The following is a 17848-nucleotide window of genomic DNA, read 5'->3' on the forward strand; positions in this document are numbered from 1 at the left end:
TGGCGCCCCGCCAGGATGGAACAGGAGGATTTAGGACTACGCCGGTGCCGCGCCGGAAATATCAGGTCCCGCGTGAATCGTGCCGGGAAGGGCCTCCACATGGACCTGACACGCACTGCGCGCCACCCGGCTGGACGTTGGGATGGGCCCGGCGTGGCGCTTCCGGCCTTGCTATGCCTGTACCGTGTAGGGGACATGCTGGAAGCAATCCGTCCGCTGCCGGCAGGGCTAGAGACCGCCGGCCGGGAGTGGCTACTCCATCCGGGCGCCGGAGAGCTCCACCATCTCCTTCCACATCGGCCGCTCCTGGTCCATGCGGGCGCGGGCGCCGGCGGGTGTGGTGGCCAGCGCCTGGCCGCCGGCGGTGAGGAAGCGCTGGCGGACCGCCGCGTCGGCAGCGACGTTCTTCACCGCCGTGGCAAGCCGTTCCTGGATCGGGGCCGGAAGCCCGGCGGGGCCGATCAGCGCGGACCAGGCCGTGACCACGAAATCCGGAACGCCGGCTTCCGCCATGGTGGGAATCTCAGGCATCGTCGGCCAGCGCTGGGCGGTGGTGATGCCCAGCGCCGTCATCTGTCCCTGCTGGATGATGCCCGCATAGGAAGCCAGGTTGTCGATGGCGAAATCCACGTCGCCGGACAGCATGGCCGGGATGACCTGGGCGGCGCTGCGGAACGGCACGTGGGTGCAGGCGACGCCGGCGCGCTTGAACAGCAGCTCCGAACACAGATGCGCAGAGGTGCCGACGCCTGAAGTGCCGTACACCACCCCGCCCGGCTTCGCTTTGGCCCAGGCAAGGAACTCGCTCATCGACTTGGCAGGCACGAACTTGCCGGCCACGACCGCGACGTTCGGCACTTCCCAGGTGAGCGACACGGCGGTGAGGTCGCGCACCGGATCATACGGCATGTCCCGGTACAGGAAGGGATTGATGACGAAGTTCCCGACGGGCGCGGTGCCCAGCACGTAGCCATCGGGCGTGGACTTCGCCACCGCATCCACCCCGATATTGCCCCCGGCGCCGGACCGGTTCTCGACCACAACGGGCTGGCCCAGCTGCTCCCGCAGCCCTTCCGCCAGGATGCGTGTCAGCACGTCCGTCGCGCCGCCCGCGGGGTAGGGGCAGATCAGGCGAACAGGGCGGTTGGGATAGGCGCCCTGGGCGCTGGCCGCACCCGAAAGGGCGGCGGCACCGGCGGACCCGAGCAGAAGACGACGGGAGAGCATTCAACGTTCCTCAGTGTGTTCGTGACGCGATCATGAGCGTGGTGGAATCGTCTCACGAATGCGGAGCGGCGGCTAGGTCGGCGCCGGCAATTCCAGAGCGCCCGGACCGCCTCATGCCTTCATGCTGAACCAGAGCATTCTTCCAGTCTCCCGGCCGGGATTGTCGAACATGTAGGGCATGGTTCCCGGGAACAGGAAACTATCGCCGGGTTCGAGACTATGCGGGGACTGATCCAGCCACAGCCTGATTCGTCCCGCCAGGATGTAGCCCGCCTTCCAGCCTTCATGGGTCAGGAAGTCCGAGCCGGATGAACCGTCCGGGGAAATCGTCAACTCGTACATCTCGACCGACCCGGCGTCCTTGGGCGAGAGCAGTTCCTTGAGCACGCCGCTCGACGTCAGGCGCAGGAAATGACGTTCGCCGCGCCGGACGATGTGGGGGTTGGGCGCCTGCACCGGCTCCGGGTCGAAAAAATGCGAAATCGGCACTAGCAGCGCCTGACTCATCAGCCGCAGGGACCTGACGGAGGGGGTGGTGAGGCCACGCTCCAGCTGGCTGACCATGCCGTTGGACAGGCCGGTACGGCGGCTCAGCTCCTGGATGGACATGTTCCTGCTGAGCCGGATGGCACGGATGCACTCGCCAAGGCGGCGGTCGCTGTCGCGCCCGTCGTCGAACTCGGCCGTGCCTGGTGAATCAACTCCATCCGACGGTCCTGCCACCAAGCTGTCTCCTCATTTAGGTTCGCTGTTCGCGCCTCGTGATATCACGTCCCGAAGCCGCCGGGCTTTCAAGCACCCCACCCGGAACGTTGTTGACATGATCATTTAGTTGCAGTGACTATCGAGGCAAGCATATTAATGCAGGTGAAACCATGGCGTGTATGCGCGAGTCCTCCGAGCCAGCGCTCCGGGATGAGGAAACGCTTCCGGGGAGTGCCGGAGCCCTGCACCGCCGTGCAGCGCCGGGCGCGGACCGGCGGCGGTTCCTGCTACTCTCCATGCTGGGCGTTGCGGGTATGCCCCGAGGGGCTCTGTCCCAAACCACCCGCAGCCTGACCAAGCTGATCGTTCCCTACGGGGCCGGCAATATCACCGATCAGGTCGCGCGGGTCTTCGTCGATGCCTTCGCGGCCCGCAGCGGCAAGCACCTTGTGGTCGATAACCAGCCTGGCGCGGGCGGCATGCTGGGTACCTACAACCTCATCCGCGGGCCAGCCGATGGCAGCACGCTGGGCATGGTGTCCGTCGCCGCGCTGGCCATCGCGCCGCACGCCGCCAAGCAGGCCGTGCAGTACGACCCCTTTACCGACCTCGTTCCCGTGGCGGGCGTCTCGGTGTCCAGCGCCTTCCTGGCGGTCAATGCGTCGCTGCCGGTACGGACACTTGCGGAACTTGTGGCATATGCGCGGGCACGCCCGGCGAATGATCCCCTATTCTATTGCTCGCCCGGCAATGCGACGGTGCCGCACCTGAATATCGAGACCTTGCGCCGGTCGCTGGATTTTCCGCTGCAGCATATTCCGTATCGCACCAGCGCCGCAGCCAATACCGACCTGCTGGCCGGCCGCGTTCAGGTGACGATGGATTCCGCCAGCATCACCGTGCCGCATATGAAAGCGGGCACCCTGCGCCCCATCGCCTTCAACAGTGTACGTCGCAGCGCCGATTTTCCGGACGTTCCCACGTTCCGCGAAGTCGCGCCGGACGTGCAACTACTCAACGCCTGGTCGGCGACCTTCTTTCCGAAGGGGACGTCGGCCGCAGTGACCCAGGCCGCCGCTGAGGAGATCCAGGCGACGGTCAATGATCCGCGCTTCGCCGACCTGCTGCCGCTGGGCGTCGCGCCGTTTCCGCTGGGCGCGACGCAGCTCACGGCACAGATTCGCCAGGACCACGAACGGCTCGGCAAGCTCATCGCCGCGATCGGCCTGACGCAGGACTGAACCGGAAAAGAAAAGAGGAAGCCATGGCCAGAGAGATCATCACCTCGGCGCGAGTGACGCCGATGCGTTCCGCGGTCAATCACGCGGTCAAGGCAGGTGGCTTTGTCTTCGTCACCGGCGTCACGCCGTTCAAGGGAAGTGAGCGGATGAAGGCCGAGATCGCGAAGGGCGATCTGGTCGCGCAGATCCATCAGGTCATGCAGAATATGCAGGCGATTTTGGCAGAAGCAGGCAGTTCGCTCGACCGCGCGGTGAAGATGAATGTCGCACTGACCGACATGACCCGCTACGCGGAATTCGACGCGACGTTCCGTACCTATTTCGATGAAGACAACTTCCCGGCGCGGCAGACCACGGAATCCGCCCGCCTGGCGCATCCGGATTTCCTGGTCTCCATCGACTGCATCGCCGAAGCCTGAGGATACCCATCATGCACCGATTTCCAGGCTTCAGGGCGTTCTTCCTCGGCACGGCCCTGGGGGCCGGAATGCTGCTGCAGCCGGGTCCGGTGCAGGCGGCCTCGCCGCCCGGCACGCTGACGGTCGCGGTGGAGGCGCCTTTCGGGGTCGATCCGCATTTCCTCTTCGTTGGCCCCAACATGGCCGCAGCGCGCCAGATCTACGACAGCGTCATCAACCGCGATGCCGAGAGCCGCTTCATCCCCGGCCTGGTGCAATCCTGGGAAGCGACGGATGCCACCACTTGGGTGCTGAAGCTGCGCGAGGGCGTGCAGTTCCAGGACGGCAGCCCGTTCACGGCTGAGGATATCGCCTTCTCCATCGCCCGCGTGTCAGCGGTCCCGAATAATCCAGGTCCCTACATCTCCAATCTCCGTACCATTGCCGCGGTGGAGGTGGTTGATTCCCATACCGTCCGCATCAAGACGGACCGGCCCAACCCGACGCTGATGGGCCAGCTGACCAATATCTTCGTCGTCTCCCATATCGCTGCGCGGGGAGATGGCTCGGCCGCCGGGTCCAGCACCGCCGATTTCAACAGTGGCAAGGCCGCCATCGGCACCGGCCCCTTCCGGCTGGTGGCCCTGCATGGCTCGGAAGGCATGTCGCTCGTGCGCAACCCGACCTATTGGGGCGTCGCGCCGGGCTTTGAGAAGGTCGAGATCCGCGTCATCGGCAGCGATGCCTCCCGGCTCGCCGCCTTGCTCTCTGGCGATGTGGATGTGATCGAGAGCGTGCCGCCCGGCGATGTCGCCCGGCTGGAGCGTGACAACCGCGTCAGCGTCTTCCGGCGCAACTCGGACCGGATCATGTTCCTGATCCCGCATGTCGGCGCCGAGAGGTTGGCGATGCTGACGGACGCGGATGGCAAGCCGCTGCCCAATAACCCGCTGCGCGACGTGCGCGTGCGCCGGGCGCTATCCATGGCGCTGGACCGCACGGCTTTGGCCGAACGGGCACTGGACGGCCAGGCGGTGCCGACGGGGCAGATGGTGCCGCAGCAATTCGGCGCCTTCGACCCCAGCTTCATGCCCCCCGCCGCCGACCCTGAGGGTGCGCGCCGCCTGCTGGCAGAAGCCGGCTATCCGCGCGGGTTCGGCCTCACCGTCGGCTGTTCCAACAACCGCTTCGTCAATGATGCGCGCGTCTGCCAGGTGGTAGGTCAGATGTTCACCCGCGCCGGCTTCCAGGCGAAGGTGGAGACCATGCCGGGCAGTGTCTTCTTTCCCCGCACGGTCGAAGGCAGGAACGACTTTCCGGTCATGCTCTATGGCCTGTCGCTCTCATCCTCGCGCGATGCCAGCTATATCCTCTCCACGTCGGTGCATTCTCGCAACGTGCGGGAAGCCTATGGCCAGGGCAATCGTGGCAGCTTCTCGCAGCCGGAGATGGACAGGGCCATCCAGGCCGCCGTGTCCTATTCCGGGCCGGACCGCGAAGACAGGCTGCGCCAAGTGATGCGGCGCGCGATCGACGAGGTGCCGATCATCCCGATGTATAATCAGGTCACCGTCGTCGCCGCCCGCAGGGGCGTGGTCTATGAACCGCGCATGGACGAACAACTGGTGGCGCAGAACGCGAGGCCGGCCCAATGACCACGACCACCCGCCCCCTTGTCGGCGGCCCTCGGCACGCGATCAGCGCCGGGCATTACCTTGCATCCGCCGCCGGGCTCGCCATCCTGGAAGCCGGCGGCAATGCTATCGATGCCGGCGTCGCGGCCGGCCTCGTCCTGGGTGTCGTGCAGCCGGATATCGTAAATTTCGGCGGTGTCGCGCCTATTCTGATCCGCCGCGCTGATGGCCGTATCGAGAGCATCGCGGGCCTGGGCCACTGGCCGATGTCGCTGCCGCCGGACCTCTTCATGCGTGAGCATGGTGGCAAGATGCCCAAGGGCGTGCTGCGCACCGTGGTGCCGGCCGCGCCCGATGCCTGGATCACGGCGCTGCGCCGCCATGGCACCATGGGGTTCGCCGAAGTCGCCGAGGCCGCCATCCGTTTCGCCGCCGAAGGCTTCCCGGTGTATCCCATGTTCGCCGAGAGCATCGAGCTGCACCGGAAGGACTATGCTTCCTGGCCATCCAACCGCCCGATCTTCCTGCCCGGCGGCAAGCCGCACCCGGTTGGTGCATTGTTCATCCAGTCCGACCTGGCGGCGTCCATCCGCTACATGGCGGATGAAGATCGCAGCGCCCGTGCCAAGGGCGGCCGTGAGGTCGGGCTGGAGGCCGCGCATTCTGCATTCTACCGGGGCGATATCGCGCAGAAGATCGTCGCCTTCATGCAACAGGAAGGCGGCTATCTCTCCGCCGAGGATCTCGCGAATTTCCGCTCGCGGATCGAGCCGGCGGTCACGCGGGAGTGGCAGGGGCATCAGGTGACGACCTCCGGCCCCTGGTGCCAGGGCCCGGCCTTGTTGGAAGCGCTCCTGTTGATGGAGCAGGCCGGGTTCCAGGACATGGCGCATAACAGCGCCGACTACCTGCACCTCGTCGCCGAATGCCTGAAGGTCGCGATGGCGGATCGGGAATACCATTTCGGCGACCCCGCCTTCACGGATGTGCCGCTGGACGCGCTACTCGGCGCGTCGCATCTCGCCGCTCGCGTGGCGGAGATCGACCCGGCGCGCGCGCATGCTGGCATGCCCCCGCCGCGGCTGAACCGTGGCACCGGCCCGCACGACCCCAGCGAGCGGCTGGTCGCGGCCATCGAGCCTGACACTTCCTATGTCGCGGTGGTGGATCGGGAGGGCAATGCCTTCTCCGCCACGCCCAGCGACGGCAGTTGGAACGTGCCGGTCATTCCTGGCCTTGGCTTCGTCGCCTCCGGCCGCGGGTCGCAGTCGCGCCCCGATCCGGCGCATCCCAGCGGCGTGCGGCCTGGTGGCCGGCCGCGGCTGACGCCCAACCCCGCCCTGGCGGTGACGCGGGAGGGCGCCATCATTCCCTTCGGCACGCCGGGTGGCGATGTCCAGATCCAGGCGATGATGCAGGTTCTGCTGAACCACCTGCATTTCGGCATGGACCTGCAGGAAGCGATCGAGGCGCCCCGCGTCGCCACCTACTCCTTCCCCTCCTCCTTCGCGCCCTACGACTACTTCCCGGCGCGGCTGGCGGTGGAGGCCCGCATCCCCGCCTCGGTCCGCGACGACCTGCGGGCCCGTGGCCACGACATCCAGGACTGGCCCGACTGGACCTACCTGGCCGGCAGTGTCGAGGCCGTGCGCTACGACCCGGTGACCGGGACGAAGATGGCCGGCGCCGACCCGCGCCGCCCTGCCTACGCCCTGGCGATGTAGCCCGACTGACGAAGAGAGAAAGCACATGGCCCTTCCGCCGATTATGCCGGTGCAGAACGATGCCGCCCTTCCGGACGCTGTGGATGTCGCCGTTATCGGCGGCGGCATCGCGGGCGTTGCCGCCGCCTACTATCTGGCCAAGGCGGGCCAGTCCGTCGCCGTGTTGGAGAAGGGTGTGATCGCCGGCGAGCAATCCAGCCGCAACTGGGGCTGGTGCCGCGTGCAGAACCGCGACGAGCGGGAAATCCCGCTGATGCAGCGCAGCTTGGAACTGTGGGATGGGCTGCGCGCCGAGACCGGCGGCGATTACGGCTTCCGCCGCGACGGGCTGGTCTACGTCACCCGCTCCCAGGCTGATATGGACCGTTGGCAGGGCTGGGTCGACATGGCTCGCCAGTACCAGGTTCACAGCCGTATGCTGACGGCGCAGGAGGCCCGCGCCGCCACACCCGGCAATGACGGGGCCTGGATCGGCGGCGTCGCCTCGCCAACGGATGGGATGGCGGATCCCTTCATCGCGGTGCCGACCCTGGCGAAGGCCGCGCGACGCGCCGGTGCCACCATTCACCAGCGTTGCGCCGTGCGAGGCCTGGATATGACCGCCGGCCGCGTCGCCGGCGTCATTACCGAGAAGGGGCGCATCCGTGCCGGCGCGGTGCTGCTGGCCGGCGGCGCCTGGTCCTCCATGATGCTACGGCGGCACGGCGTGGACCTGCCACAGGCCAGCATCCGCTCCACCGTCTTCCTGACCCAGGAAGCCCCCAACGTAACGGCGGGTGGCATGAACACGCCCGAGATCACCATCAGCCGGCGGGAGAATGGTGGCTACATCGTCGCTGCCAATAACCGCGGCCGGATCGAGCTGACGCCGGCCGGCCTCCGGCATGCCCGCAAGTTCTGGCCGACGCTGGTGAGCCGCTGGAACAGCGTATCCTTCGGCATGGGAGCTTCCTTTTTCCGTGGGCCGGACGCGCATATGGGGCGGTGGTCCTTCGACCGGCCAACGCTGTTCGAGGCAGAGGACATGCGCATCCTCGACCCGAAGCCGAGCCAGGGCGTGGAGGAGCCCGCTCTGGCGCAGCTCGCCCGTTCCTGGCCCGCGCTGGCGGGGACGCGGGCGCAGGCCACCTGGGGGGGATGGATCGATTCCACACCAGACGCCGTGCCGGTAATCGCGCCGATCGATGCCTTGCCGGGCCTGTTCCTCTCCACCGGCTTCAGCGGGCACGGCTTCGGCATCGGGCCAGGGGCGGGCAGGCTGGCGGCGGACCTGATCCTCGGCGTTTCGCCCATCGTCGCGCCGGAGGAGTTTCGCCTGGACCGGCTCATCGATGGATCGCCGATCCGGCAGCCCGGCATGATTTGATCGGCGATTGGTAAGGGCGCCGCTAGCACCTTCGGCGGGACGGCCATCGCCCATCCCACCGAAGCACTTCGCGTGTCGCCCTACTGAGCGCCCGCCTGCATCGCCGCCTTGGCCAGCGTGCGGATGCCGGCCCAGTCCCTGTCCTGGATGCTCTGCCGTGGTGCCATGAAGACGCCGCCGGCGGCGAAGACATTGGGCAGGCCGAGATACTCGCGCAGGTTGGCGGTGGAGACGCCGCCGGTGGGGCAGAAGCGGATATCGGGAAACAGCGGCTGCATGTGGCGCAGCCAGGCGGGGCCGCCATGCAACTCGGCCGGGAAGAACTTCAGTTCCAGGAAGCCGTGCTCGCGGGCCGCCAGGACCTCGCCCGGCGTCACGGCGCCGGGGATGAAGGGGAGCCTGACCTCCTGCGCGGCCTGCGCCAGGGCGGGCGTGAAGCCGGGGCTGACCAGGAAGCGGGCGCCGGCATCCCGGGCGGCGGTGAAATGCGCCGGGCGGGTCAGCGTGCCGGCGCCAATGACGGCGCGGGTGGCGCGCTGGCACATGGCCTCGATCACCGGCAAGGCCTGCGGCGTGCGCAGCGTCACCTCGATGGCGGGAATGCCGGCATCTTCCAACGCATCCAGCAGCGGCGCGGCATCTTCCAGCCGGTCCACCTGCAGGATGGCGATGAGCGGCGTGCTGTGCTGCAGCAACGCGCTTACCGAAGGCTGGGGCGGTGACGTTTCCTGAGTCTGATCTTGCAGCACGGGCTGATCCTGGCTGAGAGAGGGCGATGAGGAGACGCTGGCATCAAACAGCGCCTCCGTCACTGGAACAAGAGTGAACGCCCGGCCTGCGCTACGTCTTCTCCGCCCCCCAGAAGACCGGGAAGCCGTCGACGATGTTGCGGATATTCGCCCGGAATGCAGTGGGCTGGTAGTAGAAGCCGGTGGGAATGTACGGCAGGTCCTGGAAGGCCTGGCGCTGCATCTCGGTGGCGATGCGCTTCTGCTCGGCCTCGTCCGTTGCCACCAGGAAGCTGTCGCGCAGTTGCTCGATCCGCTCGCTGGTGGGCCAGCCGACCGGGCCGCGCTGGCCGATGCCGCGCATGAAGGAATTGCCCGCCGGGTTCACCGCCACCACGCCGGGCAGGTAGTTGCACCACACGCTCCAACCCCCCTTGTCCGGTGCGTTGCGGGAAGACAGGCGCGGCAGCACCGTGCCCCAATCCAGCGGCTGGTAGTCCAGGTTGATGCCGGTGCGGCGGAACATGTCGGCGGTGATCTCGCTCATCGCATTCAGTGCCGGCAGGTCGCTGGGGACGATGAACACCACTTTCTCGCCCTTGTAGCCTGCTTCTTCCAGCGCGCGCTTTACGCGGTCCAGGCTGCGGGCCGAGGTCAGCGCCTCCATCCCGGCATCGTTCGCCAACGGGGAACCGGGGGTGAAGAAGCCGACCTTGTCCTGCCAAAGGCTGGTGTCGTCGCCCATGGTGGCGGTCATGTAGTCCGACTGGTTGATCCCGGCGAGGAAGGCGCGGCGGATGGCCGGGTTGTCGAATGGCGGATGCAACTGGTTGAACCGGATCATGCCGAGGTAGCCGCCCTTGTCCTTCACCGCGACGGTAATGTTTCGGCTGCGCTTCAGCATGGGCAGCAGATCGGGAATCGGCTGTTCCCACCAGTCCATCTCGCCCGATTGCAACGCGGCGGCGGCGGTGGAGGCGTCGGGGATGGTGTGCCATGCCACCCGGTCCAGCTTCACCACCTTGCCGCCGGCCATGAAGCTTGGCGGCTCGCTGCGCGGCACGTAGCCGGTGAACTTTTCGTACACCGCGCGCTGGCCGGCCATGCGTTCCCCCGCCAGGAAGCGGAAGGGGCCGCTGCCCACCATCTCCGTCACCTGGATGGAGATATCGGTGCGCGCCAGGCGCTCCGGCATGATGAAGCAGACGCTGGAGGCCTTGCCGAGCGCGAAGGGCAATTGCGGGAAGGGCTTCTTCAGGCGGATGCGAATCACGCTGTCCGAGGCTGCGGTGATCTCATCCGCCGTCGCGCGCAGCGTCTGGCCCAGCGCGTCGTTGCGGCACCAGCGTTCGATGCTGGCGGCGGCGTCCCGCGCCAGGACGGGGGTGCCGTCATGGAAGGTCAGGCCCGGCCGCAGCGTGATCAGCCAGGTGAGGCCGTTATCCTCCACCGTATGGCCCGCCACCATCTGCGGCTGCGGCACGAAGTTGCCGTCCAGGCCATAGAGCGTGTCGAACACCATGGCGCCGTGGTTGCGGGTGGTGAGGCCGGTGGTCTGCACCGGGTCCAGCAGGGCGAGGTCCGATTGCGGGATGAATTTCAGGACCGAGCGGGCCTGTGCGTGGCTGATGGCTGGCCTGAAGAGCGGCGCCGCGGCGGCGGCGAGGGCGGATGTCAGCACGGTTCGGCGTTGTGGCATGGGAAGGCGCTCCTGTGGAAACGCGCGGGCCGAGCCAGGGGCCAGACGCTATTATCGTATATCAAACTAAAGCCATTATGGGCGCAAGTGCGATTAAATGGCCGGATTCGCGCAGAATGCTGTCAAATTTGATATATTGTAATGGCCTACTGCGTACATCTTGGGAGGCCAGGGATGTGGCAGATGGACGTCCGTGCAGTGCGCGGACGTTTTGGCCCGTGACGGCCGGGGGGTGCCGACAGGTGCGCTTGGCGGTGTGTCGGCACCGACGCAGCCCTGTGCCGTCGGAGCCGCAGATGGAACAAGTGCTGGAGCAGATGCTGCGGCTGCATCACGGACAGGCGCCGAGCTTGGATACGGTGCCGGATCGTGCGGAGCGCCGTTCGGCCTGACGCCGATCGACACACAATGGCTTATTTGCCGCGTATCGTGCTGGCTGCCGGCACCGGGATGACCCAGGCTAGCGCCGGGGTGCGCGGACAATCCGTTTGCCGGTGCGGGGAGTAGCGCGGCCAGGCGCCGCGCCAGGCTGCCCGCTCAGCCCAGCGCCTGGCTGGCCAGGGCGAAGCGCCGCGCCTCGCCCGGTATCGGGGCCGGCAGGGGCGGGCCGTGCAGGCCCATGGCAGTCACGGAATCATAGATCGGCAGGCCGCAAAGGTGGATTTCGGCGGCGAAGGCCTTGGCGGTGGCCGGCACGTCGACGCGCAGGAAGCGGCCCTCATGCGCCCGCACATGCGGCAGCGTCACCGCAATCGCATCCTGTTGCGTGGCCGCGATCACCGGCCCGACCAGATGCCCGCGCCCGAAGGGGCGGCAGAGGGCGTAGGCGACGACCTGCCCCTCCCGCTCCAGCACGCGACCCGCCGATTCCGCCAGCAGCCGCGCCAGCACCTCCGACCGGTCGCAGCCCATGGCCGTCTGGTCGAGGCGCAGCAGGCTGGGCAGGTCGGCGGGGGTCATGTCGCGCAGGCCGGCATCGTCCGCGTCCGCGTCCGAGCCGGGCGGGCGCTGCGCGATGCCCTGGCACTGCCAGACTTCTTGCCCAAAGCCGTAATGCAGGGACCGGTACAGGCGGCGCGCGGCGCGGGTGGCGGTCAGGCCCAGCCGGCGGCCCGGGTTGCGGCGGTGCACCTCCGCCATCAGCCAATGCCCGGCGCCCTGCTCCTGCAACCGTGGGGAGGTGACCAGCATGCCGACCATGCTGAAGGCCGGGCCGTAATGCCACCACATCACGGAACTGACGACGCGGCCGATCTCATCGACCAGCACCAGGCCCTGGCCGAGCTCGCGCAGCATCTGCCAGTCGCCCGCACGGTGGGGCCAGGAGACGCCGACGGTGAGCGCATGCAGCTGCGCCAGTTCCACCTCGGCGATGTCCCGCAGACTCAGCTCGAAGGGGTCGAGCCGGAAATGTACATCGCCCGTCACGTCCTGGTCCCTTTCGGCGGCGGCGCGGCAAGCCTGCCGTCCCACCCGGTTGGCGCCATTATACCGGCACCGCCCCACATGAAGCGTCGTTTTGCCCGGCCGATTCGGTAGCTTCCGCTGCCTTCGCCCTGGCATCCGGCGCGGAATCGGCGCAGCTGAGGCTATCATGGGCACAATGGCTCGGCTGCACGCCATCCCTCTCACCGTAAGGAACCGACATGTCCCTCCTCGTCGCCATCGACCACAATCCCACGACCGAGCCGGTGCTTGGGCGCCCGGCGCCGGAGAAGCTGATCGCCGGCGATCCACACTTCAAGACCTGGGCGCAGGACGAGGCCAATGACGGCGACATCTGCAGCGGCGTTTGGGAAGCGACTCCGGGCGAGACGCGCAGCGCCAAGGGCAGCACCTTCGAGTTCTGCCAGATCCTCTCCGGCGTTGTGGAACTGACCGAGGAAGGCGCCGCGCCGCGCGTGTTCCGCGCCGGGGACAGCCTGATCCTGAAGCCCGGCTTCAAGGGCATCTGGAAGACGATCGAGACGGTGCGGAAGGTCTACGTCACCGTCGGCTGACCCTTCGGGCCGGGACGCTAGGTCCCGGCCCGAAGGCCTTATTTCAGGCGGTCGAGCGCCTTATAGTACAGCCCGACCAGCGGCAGGAACCAGGGCTGGCCGAAATGGCCCGGCACGGCGGGCCAGGCCAGCCCCTGCACCGGGTTGCGGTCCGGCCGGCCCAGGATCGTCTCCGCCATCGTCACGCCCATATGGGTCGACATCTGCGTGCCGTGGCCGGAATAGCCCATGGCGTACCAGACGCCGTCCTGCCGCCCGGCGCGGGGGTAGCGATCCTGTGTCATGTCCACCAACCCGCCCCAGCAATAGTCGATGCCGATATCGCCCAGCTGCGGGAACATCCGCGCCAGGCTGGCGCGCAGGATGGCGCCGCTCTTCGCATCCGAATTCTGGTCCGAGCGGGCGGAGAATCGGGCGCGGCCGCCGAAGATCAGGCGTCTGTCCGGTGCCAGGCGGAAGTAGTTGCCGATATTGAGCGAGGTCACATAGGTGCGGTTGCCCGGCACGCAGGCGGCGGCCTCGGCCGGACTCAGCGGCCGGGTGGCCAGGATGAAGCTGCCTACGGGCACGATGCGGCGGCGGAACCAGGCGAAGGGGCCGGATGTGTAGGCGCCGGTGGCCAGCATCACCTCGCGCGCCCGCACTTCGCCGCCCGCGACCTGCAGCACATGCTGACCATCCGCCATCGTGCGGCCGGTGACGGCGGCGTTCTCGTGGATCACGGCGCCATGCCGCGCGGCGGCGCCGGCCAGCCCGGCGGCGAAGCGGCCCATATGCATCATCGCGCTCTTGCGGGAGAGCATGCCGCCATGCGCCTGCTCGGTACCAATCTCGGGCGCCAGCTCGGCGCGGGTGAGCATGGCGGTGTCGGGGTCCACCTCCCGGTGCAGCACCTCGAAATTGCGTTGCATCGCCTCCAGATGCTTCGGCTTGGAGGCGAGCTTCAACTTGCCGGAGCGGCGGAAGGCGCAGTCGATCGCCTCCTCCGTCACGATGCGCTCCACCGTATCCACCGCGGCGTCGAAGGCACGGTACAGCGCGACCGCGCGCTCCGCCCCCAGTTCTGCCTTGGCGGCGATGAAGCTGTGCGCGAGCCCGTTATTGACATGCCCGCCGTTGCGGCCGGAGGCGCCGCCGCCGACCTTGCCGGCTTCCAGCACCACCACGCTGGCGCCGGCCTTCGCCAGGGTCAGCGCCGCCGCCAGCCCGGTGAAGCCGCCGCCCACCACCGCGACGTCGTAGCGGCCGGAGGCCGGGCCGGGCGTGGCGCCTGCGAAGGGGGGTGCGGTCTCCTGCCAGTAGGAGGCGAAGCGCATGCCGGGGGCGCTCACTGCCCGGCCACCGGGATGGCGGCGGTCTCGTTGGGCCGGAAGGGCGTCATGCTGGCGGAATCCTCGTGGATGCGGCTGGCATCATAGCGGCCGCGCCGCGCGGCCCGTGGCCGCTTGCGGCATGGTGGGAAGCAGATTGTTCCATATCGGCGCGGCCGTTCGGCAGAGAGTTGTGCCGCGCCGCCACGGCAGGACCTGCGGTGGCGCGCCGTGCCGACGGCGGAAGATAGCACCGCGCGGCGCATCTCGGCCGTACCTGCGCCGGCGGCCGCGCTACAACGGCGCCTGATGCAATCAGTGCCGCACAGGGTTACGTGATGTCGGATGCAATCGTCCTCAGCCGCCTCGAAGCCACCCATCTCGATCAAGCCTACGGGCTGACGCAGGCCCTGGGCTGGCCGCATCGGCGGGAGGATTGGGCGATGGCGCTTTCCCTTGGCCAGGGCATCGTGGCGCTGGGCGAGGATGGCCGGGTAGCCGGCACGGCGATGGTGACGCCGTTCGGCGAGACCGCCACCATCAGCCTGGTGATCGTCGATGCCGCGCTGCGCGGGCGCGGCCTCGGCCGGCGGCTGATGCGGGAGGCGCTGGCGCTGTGCGGGCAACGCGCCGTTCGGCTGGTGGCCACGCGGGACGGGCTGCCGCTGTACGAGACGCTGGGCTTCCGCGTGACACACGAGATTCGCCAGCACCAGGGCGCGCTGATGCTGCCCGAAGCGCCGGACGCCGCCGTCGCCTGGGCGCAGCCCGGTGATGTCGGCACCTTCGCGGCGATGGATGCCACCGCGCTTGGCATGGACCGTGCCACGTTGCTGGAGTGGCTGGCCGGCCATGCCCGGCTGGCGGTACTTCGCAGCCCGGCGGATGGCCAGGTGCTGGGCTACGGCGCGCTGCGCGCGTTCGGCCGCGGCCAGGTCGCCGGCCCGGTGATCGCCGGCACGGTGGCGGAGGCGCAGGCGATTCTGAGCTTCCTGTTCGCTGCCGCCGGTACTGGCCAGTACCTGCGTGTGGACGTTCCCGCCGCCACCGGGTTGGCGCCCTGGCTGGACGCGCACGGGTTGGCCCATGCCGGCGGCGGCACCGCCATGATGCGGGGCGAGGGGGCGCCAGCGGCGGCGGGCCCCCTGCGGGTTTTCGCGCTGGCGAGCCAGGCGCTGGGGTAGGGATGGCTGCCCGTGCTGGTTGCGCGCCGCCAGGAGGCAAGGTGGGGGAACAAATTCCCCGAACCCCATCTTTTGTTTGGAATGTTTTCGCGGCCGCACGTGACGTGCGGGCGCCGCCAGTCAACGCGCCACCCGACCGCCCGCGCACCCAAGTGCCGCAGAAGAAAGACGGGGTTTCAGGGAAATTCATTCCCCTGACCTTTGCTACTGGCCAAGCCGAACCTTTCAACACTCCGTAACCAGGAACCTTCCATGCTCAGCAATTCGCTCGTCGAGCTTGACCGCGCTCATTGGGTGCATCCGGTCGCCTCGTATCGGGGGCATGAGAAGGCGGGGGTGCGGGTGCTGCGCTCGGCCAAGGGTGCCACCGTGACCGACAGCGCCGGGCACCAGATGGTCGATGGCTTCGCGGGATTGTGGTGCGTCAATGCCGGCTATGGGCAGGAGAGTATCGTCGAGGCCGCCGCCGCGCAGATGCGCGAGTTGCCTTATGCCACCGGCTACTTTGGCCTGGGCTCGGAGCCGGCCATCCGCCTGGCTGCCGCGCTGGCGGAGCGCGCGCCGGGGGACCTCAACCACGTCTTCTTCACGCTGGGTGGCTCGGACGCGGTGGACAGCACCGTGCGGTTCATCCGCTACTACCAGCAGGCGCGCGGCAAGCCGGAGAAGGACCAGTTCATCTCGGTCGAGCAGGGCTACCACGGCTCCTCAACCGTCGGCGCCGGGCTGACGGCGCTGCCGGCCTTCCACGCGGGCTTCGGCGTGCCGTTCGACTGGCAGCATAAGATTCCGTCCCACTACGCTTACCGCAACCCGGTGGGCGGCGACGCCGGCGCGATCATTGCCGCATCGCTCGACGCATTGCGGAGCAAAGTCGAGGCGCTGGGCGGACCGGAGCGGGTGGCGGCCTTCTACTGCGAGCCGATCCAGGGCTCGGGCGGCGTGCTGGTGCCGCCGCCGGGCTGGCTGAAGGCGATGCGCGAGGCCTGCCGCGCGATGGACATCCTGTTCGTGGCCGACGAGGTGATCACCGGCTTCGGCCGCACCGGCCCGCTGTTCATGTGCGAGGAGGAGGACATCGTCCCCGACCTGATGACCACCGCCAAGGGCCTGACCTCCGGCTACGTGCCGATGGGTGCGGTGTTCCTCTCGGACGCGGTGTACGGCACCATCGCGGACAGTGCTGGCGCCGCCGCCATCGGCCATGGCTATACCTATTCTGCCCACCCGGTTAGCGCCGCCGTGGGGCTGGAGGTGCTGCGCTTGTACGAAGGCGGGCTGCTGGAGAATGGCCGCCGCGCCGGTGCCCGCCTGATGGCCGGGCTGGAAGCGCTGCGCGACCACCCGCTGGTGGGCGACGTGCGCGGGCGCGGCATGCTGGCGGCGGTGGAACTGGTGACCGACAAGGCCCGCAAGACCCCGCTGCCGGCCACTGCCGAGCCCGCCCGCCGCATCTTTGACCGCGCCTGGGACAACGGGCTGATCATCCGCGCCTTCGCCAACGGCGTCATCGGCTACGCGCCGCCGCTCTGCTGCACGGAGGCGGAGATTGATGCCATCGTCGAACGTACGCGGCGGACGCTGGACCAGACGCTGGCGGACCCGGATGTGCGCGCCGCCGTGGCCTGAGGGCGGCGGGCGGAAAGGGGGTCTTCCGCGAAAATTCCGGCAAAGCGGCAATTTCGGTATTTTCTGCGGTTCGCCCCGCCCATTTCAGCCACCTCGCCAGGGCCGTTGCCGGAACACTGGTGACAATCAGCCGGCATAGAACCGGCGGAACCGCCTCACACGGAACTGTTGGACATCGACCGGCCGGCCGCCATCGCCGGACGGTGGGCTGGCGCGTGCTCCGGCCGCGCCCGGCCTGGCGCCGTGCGAAGCGGATGACAGGGGGTGACGTGGTGAACAAGCTGCATGAATTCCGTTACCTGACCTTCGACGTGGTCGGTACGTTGATCGATTTCGAGGCGGGCATCACCGGATGCCTCGCCGCCATCGGCGCGGAGACCGGCGTCGTGGTGGATGGCGAGGCCGCGCTCGGCCACTACCGCGCCGCCCGCTACATGCCGGAGGCGACGCTGTTCCCAGACGACCTGGCGCGCGTCTACGGCGTGATCGCGCCGCAGCTCGGCCTGCCACAGGGGGAGGCGCAGGCCGCGCGGCTGCGGGATTCGGCCGCCGCCTGGACACCGTTTCCCGATAGCGTGGAGGCGCTGGCACGGCTCGGCCGGCATGCGCGGCTGATCGCGATGACCAATGCGCGCCGCTGGGCCTTTACGCATTTCGCGGCGGCGCTGGGCGAGCCCTTCCATGCCGGCTTCACCCCGGACGAGACCGGGACCGAAAAGCCCGACCCCGCCTTCTTCGAGCAGGTCTTCGCCTTCGTGGAAGCCGAGGGCGGACGCCGCGACCAGATCCTGCATGTGGCGCAGAGCCAGTACCACGATATCGGCGTTTCCCGCCACCTGGGCCTGGCCAATTGCTGGATCGAACGCCGGCACGCCCAGCCCGGCCATGGCGGTACCATCGCGTCGGAGAGCTTCACGAAGCCGGACTTCCACTTCACCAGCCTGGCGGCCCTGGCCGACGCGCTGGAAGCCAGTGTTACGGCCTGACACGACGATCGCGGCCC

Annotated in this window: 15 protein-coding genes; 9 read left to right on the forward strand and 6 right to left on the reverse strand. The window is 68.4% G+C overall.

What is annotated here, in order from left to right:
* Positions 1–252: 252 nt before the first annotated feature.
* Complete coding sequence (locus tag IBL26_RS00470) at positions 253–1227, reverse strand: Bug family tripartite tricarboxylate transporter substrate binding protein (RefSeq protein ID WP_187782470.1); 975 nt, start codon at positions 1225–1227, stop codon at positions 253–255.
* Between the two features lie 111 nt (positions 1228–1338).
* Positions 1339–1950: a helix-turn-helix domain-containing protein gene (locus IBL26_RS00475; RefSeq protein ID WP_367615335.1), complete on the reverse strand. Its 612-nt coding sequence runs from the start codon at positions 1948–1950 to the stop codon at positions 1339–1341.
* A 278-nt stretch (positions 1951–2228) separates the two neighbouring features.
* Here IBL26_RS00475 and IBL26_RS00480 point away from each other — a divergent pair, with 278 nt between their 5' ends.
* Genes IBL26_RS00480 through IBL26_RS00500 form a run of 5 tightly spaced genes read left to right on the forward strand, consistent with a single transcriptional unit; the run spans position 2229 to position 8295 of the window.
* Positions 2229–3173 (forward strand): Bug family tripartite tricarboxylate transporter substrate binding protein, encoded by a 945-nt coding sequence (locus IBL26_RS00480; RefSeq protein WP_187782471.1) that lies wholly within the window; start codon positions 2229–2231, stop codon positions 3171–3173.
* Between the two features lie 23 nt (positions 3174–3196).
* A complete protein-coding gene (locus IBL26_RS00485) occupies positions 3197–3592 on the forward strand; it encodes a RidA family protein (RefSeq protein ID WP_187782472.1) in 396 nt (131 codons plus the stop codon).
* A gap of 11 nt (positions 3593–3603) precedes the next feature.
* Complete coding sequence (locus IBL26_RS00490) at positions 3604–5226, forward strand: ABC transporter substrate-binding protein (protein ID WP_187782473.1); 1623 nt, start codon at positions 3604–3606, stop codon at positions 5224–5226.
* On the forward strand, positions 5223–6929 hold the full coding sequence (locus IBL26_RS00495; RefSeq protein ID WP_187782474.1) for a gamma-glutamyltransferase family protein: 1707 nt from the start codon (positions 5223–5225) through the stop codon (positions 6927–6929). The genes IBL26_RS00490 and IBL26_RS00495 overlap by 4 nt, the downstream gene beginning before the upstream one ends.
* Before the next feature lie 25 nt (positions 6930–6954).
* Positions 6955–8295, forward strand: a complete 1341-nt coding sequence (locus IBL26_RS00500; protein ID WP_187782475.1) for an NAD(P)/FAD-dependent oxidoreductase — start codon at positions 6955–6957, stop codon at positions 8293–8295.
* A gap of 80 nt (positions 8296–8375) precedes the next feature.
* Here IBL26_RS00500 and IBL26_RS00505 read toward each other — a convergent pair whose 3' ends face one another.
* The 3 genes from IBL26_RS00505 to IBL26_RS26040 all read right to left on the reverse strand — a co-directional run bounded on the left by IBL26_RS00505 (position 8376) and on the right by IBL26_RS26040 (position 12150).
* A complete protein-coding gene (locus IBL26_RS00505) occupies positions 8376–8990 on the reverse strand; it encodes a bifunctional 4-hydroxy-2-oxoglutarate aldolase/2-dehydro-3-deoxy-phosphogluconate aldolase (RefSeq protein ID WP_187782476.1) in 615 nt (204 codons plus the stop codon).
* Between the two features lie 145 nt (positions 8991–9135).
* The gene (locus IBL26_RS00510) at positions 9136–10722 is read right to left on the reverse strand and encodes an ABC transporter substrate-binding protein (protein WP_187782477.1); all 1587 of its coding nucleotides are present in this window, start codon (positions 10720–10722) and stop codon (positions 9136–9138) included.
* Positions 10723–11259: 537 nt separating this feature from the next.
* Positions 11260–12150, reverse strand: coding sequence for a GNAT family N-acetyltransferase (locus tag IBL26_RS26040; protein ID WP_187782478.1), 891 nt, complete (start codon positions 12148–12150; stop codon positions 11260–11262).
* Positions 12151–12368: 218 nt separating this feature from the next.
* Here IBL26_RS26040 and IBL26_RS00520 point away from each other — a divergent pair, with 218 nt between their 5' ends.
* On the forward strand, positions 12369–12722 hold the full coding sequence (locus IBL26_RS00520; protein WP_187782479.1) for a cupin domain-containing protein: 354 nt from the start codon (positions 12369–12371) through the stop codon (positions 12720–12722).
* A 38-nt stretch (positions 12723–12760) separates the two neighbouring features.
* Here IBL26_RS00520 and IBL26_RS00525 read toward each other — a convergent pair whose 3' ends face one another.
* Entirely contained in the window at positions 12761–14038 is a 1278-nt protein-coding gene (locus IBL26_RS00525) for an NAD(P)/FAD-dependent oxidoreductase (RefSeq protein WP_187782480.1), read from the reverse strand.
* Positions 14039–14370: 332 nt separating this feature from the next.
* Here IBL26_RS00525 and IBL26_RS00530 point away from each other — a divergent pair, with 332 nt between their 5' ends.
* The 3 genes from IBL26_RS00530 to IBL26_RS00540 all read left to right on the forward strand — a co-directional run bounded on the left by IBL26_RS00530 (position 14371) and on the right by IBL26_RS00540 (position 17831).
* Entirely contained in the window at positions 14371–15216 is an 846-nt protein-coding gene (locus IBL26_RS00530; protein WP_187782481.1) for a GNAT family N-acetyltransferase, read from the forward strand.
* A gap of 252 nt (positions 15217–15468) precedes the next feature.
* Complete coding sequence (locus IBL26_RS00535) at positions 15469–16845, forward strand: aspartate aminotransferase family protein (RefSeq protein WP_187782482.1); 1377 nt, start codon at positions 15469–15471, stop codon at positions 16843–16845.
* A 272-nt stretch (positions 16846–17117) separates the two neighbouring features.
* Positions 17118–17831, forward strand: a complete 714-nt coding sequence (locus IBL26_RS00540; RefSeq protein ID WP_367615336.1) for an HAD-IA family hydrolase — start codon at positions 17118–17120, stop codon at positions 17829–17831.
* Positions 17832–17848: the final 17 nt, after the last annotated feature.

The sequence above is a fragment of the Teichococcus aerophilus genome, from assembly GCF_014490485.1.
In the GTDB taxonomy this organism is placed as follows: Bacteria; Pseudomonadota; Alphaproteobacteria; order Acetobacterales; family Acetobacteraceae; genus Pseudoroseomonas; species Pseudoroseomonas aerophila.

What these genes read in the sequence shown, in the direction of transcription:
- IBL26_RS00520 (WP_187782479.1), top strand. Translation starts at nt 12,369, where the DNA reads ATGTCCCTCCTCGTCGCCATCGACCACAATCCCACGACCGAGCCGGTG.
- IBL26_RS00495 (WP_187782474.1), top strand. Translation starts at nt 5,223, where the DNA reads ATGACCACGACCACCCGCCCCCTTGTCGGCGGCCCTCGGCACGCGATC.
- IBL26_RS00530 (WP_187782481.1), top strand. Translation starts at nt 14,371, where the DNA reads ATGTCGGATGCAATCGTCCTCAGCCGCCTCGAAGCCACCCATCTCGAT.
- IBL26_RS00490 (WP_187782473.1), top strand. Translation starts at nt 3,604, where the DNA reads ATGCACCGATTTCCAGGCTTCAGGGCGTTCTTCCTCGGCACGGCCCTG.
- IBL26_RS00535 (WP_187782482.1), top strand. Translation starts at nt 15,469, where the DNA reads ATGCTCAGCAATTCGCTCGTCGAGCTTGACCGCGCTCATTGGGTGCAT.
- IBL26_RS00510 (WP_187782477.1), bottom strand. Translation starts at nt 10,722, where the DNA reads ATGCCACAACGCCGAACCGTGCTGACATCCGCCCTCGCCGCCGCCGCG.
- IBL26_RS00500 (WP_187782475.1), top strand. Translation starts at nt 6,955, where the DNA reads ATGGCCCTTCCGCCGATTATGCCGGTGCAGAACGATGCCGCCCTTCCG.
- IBL26_RS00470 (WP_187782470.1), bottom strand. Translation starts at nt 1,227, where the DNA reads ATGCTCTCCCGTCGTCTTCTGCTCGGGTCCGCCGGTGCCGCCGCCCTT.
- IBL26_RS00485 (WP_187782472.1), top strand. Translation starts at nt 3,197, where the DNA reads ATGGCCAGAGAGATCATCACCTCGGCGCGAGTGACGCCGATGCGTTCC.
- IBL26_RS00480 (WP_187782471.1), top strand. Translation starts at nt 2,229, where the DNA reads ATGCTGGGCGTTGCGGGTATGCCCCGAGGGGCTCTGTCCCAAACCACC.
- IBL26_RS00525 (WP_187782480.1), bottom strand. Translation starts at nt 14,038, where the DNA reads ATGCGCTTCGCCTCCTACTGGCAGGAGACCGCACCCCCCTTCGCAGGC.